This window comes from Vibrio sp. 10N.261.51.F11 (genome assembly GCF_041471665.1).
Taxonomy (GTDB): Bacteria; Pseudomonadota; Gammaproteobacteria; order Enterobacterales; family Vibrionaceae; genus Vibrio; species Vibrio crassostreae_C.
This window is the reverse complement of sequence record NZ_JBFROW010000089.1, coordinates 1-1,424: the sequence shown is the minus strand read 5'-3', so window position 1 is coordinate 1,424 and position 1,424 is coordinate 1. Positions and strand designations below refer to the sequence as shown.

Annotated in this window: 1 protein-coding gene; it reads left to right on the top strand. The window is 46.4% G+C overall.

Annotated features, from left to right (window positions below):
* On the top strand, positions 1 to 1,424 hold a 1,424-nt coding region (locus AB4351_RS21090; RefSeq protein ID WP_372127060.1), incomplete at both ends, for a cadherin-like domain-containing protein.

The window sequence follows — 1,424 nt, the reverse complement described above, 5'->3', positions numbered from 1 at the left end:
GTTCATGGCACCAATGATGCCCCAGTTGCATCAGCTGAAGTACGTTTAGCGAATGGCTTAGAAGATACCCAGATAGTCCTCACCCCAGCACAGCTACTGGCCAATTCTAGCGATGTTGACGACAACGATATTGGCAAATTATCCATTGCAAATTTAGTGGCTGATCATGGAACGGTTATCGATAATAAAGATGGTACATTCACCTTCTCACCGGAAAAAGATTATAACGGTGCCGTGCAATTTAACTATGACATCAAAGACGCGCATGGTGGCATCACGCATACCCAAGCTGGGCTGACCTTAACAGCCTCACAAGATGCAGCAACATTTACCGGTGATAGCACTGGCGATGTACATGAAGGGCATAGTTTTACTGCTGCCGATGGAACAGTCACTAATAGCTCTGTGGGGGATCGTTCGCCCGATCATCAACATGGCAATATTGGCAAGCTTTGGAATGATCAAATCCATACCGACGGCCACCTTAATATCAACGATGCCGATAGCGGTGAAGCCCACGCTCAAACAGGTGTTTATCACGGAAGTTATGGTCAGGTCATATTACAAACAAATGGCGATTGGAGCTATTACGCATCAATAGGCCAGGATGCAACAGGCAGAGCAATTGATAAACTTGGAGAAGGGCAAACATTAACTGATACAATAACGATCCAATCAAAAGATGGTACACCCCACGATATTGTTATTACTATTCATGGTGATAATGACCGACCTTATTGCTCATCAGAAGTGGTGCTTGCAAATGGCAGTGAAGATACACGCCAAACCTTAACCACCGCGCAACTATTAGCGAATACCGTCGATGTGGATGCCAATGACGCCGGTAAACTAACCATTGAAAACCTGCATGCTGACCATGGATCCATTCTAAACAATGCCGATGGCACGTTTACCTTTACCCCAGAAAAAGACTATAACGGCGATGTACACTTCCGCTATGACGTTAAAGATGCACACGGTGGTGTAACACACACCGGCGCAACCACCAACTTAGCGGCGGTTAACGACAACCCTGATGTGACACCTTTAACCGACAGTGTCAGTGAGGGGGCCGATAATCATCACACCCTCAATCTGCTATTAGGTGCTACGGACAAAGACGGCGACGCTTTAAGCGTCAGTCACCTTGAATATGCCATCGATGGTCAACTTCAGGCAGGGAAAATCCCCGCAGGTATCACCTTAGATACTGATGGTCATACATTAATTGTTGATGCCACCAATCCCGCATTTAACCATTTGGCCAATGGTCAGTCGCAACAAATCGCTATCACTTATCAAGTAGAAGATGGCCATGGTGGAAGTACGCAACAAACCGCCACGCTTACGATTGCCGGGACAGATGATAAAGCCACACTGGTTTCTAATGTCATTCAGCTCACTGAAACACAAGCGCTGGATAG